Annotated in this window: 1 protein-coding gene; it reads left to right on the top strand. The window is 59.0% G+C overall.

From position 1 onward, the window contains the following. Window positions 1–204: 204 nt before the first annotated feature. Window positions 205–520: hypothetical protein (locus B0E42_RS31320; RefSeq protein WP_218191450.1), on the top strand; the 316-nt coding region annotated here is incomplete at its 3' end.

Here is a 520-nt window from a genome sequence, read left to right as displayed (position 1 = left end):
TCCCCCACAGGGGATCTATGGTGAGCGCCTGATCTGTGAACGCTCGAAAACCAGTGTGGGAGCCGAGCTTGCTCGCGATGACGGCGATACATCCAACATCATCGGCACAGGCACGCCGCTATCGCGAGCAAGCTCAGCTCCCACAGGGGATCTATGGTGAGCGCCTGATCTGTGAACGCTCGAAAACCAGTGTGGGAGTCGAGCTTGCTCGCGATGACGGCGGCACATCCAACATCATCGGCACAGGCACGCCGCTATCGCGAGCAAGCTCAGCTCCCACAGGGGATCTATGGTGAGAGCCTGATCTGTGAACGCTCGAAAACCAGTGTGGGAGCCGAGCCTGCTCGCGATGACGGCGATACATCCAACATCATTGGCACAGACACACCGCCATCGCGAGCAAGCTCGCTCCCACAGGGGATCTATGGTGAGCGCCTGATCTGTGAACGCTCGAAAACCAGTGTGGGAGCCGAGTTTGCTCGCGATGACGGCGATACATCCAACATCATCGGCACAGGCA

The sequence above is a fragment of the Pseudomonas sp. A25(2017) genome, from assembly GCF_002001065.1.
In the GTDB taxonomy this organism is placed as follows: Bacteria; Pseudomonadota; Gammaproteobacteria; order Pseudomonadales; family Pseudomonadaceae; genus Aquipseudomonas; species Aquipseudomonas kilonensis.
This window is presented reverse-complemented; position numbering and strand designations above follow the sequence as displayed.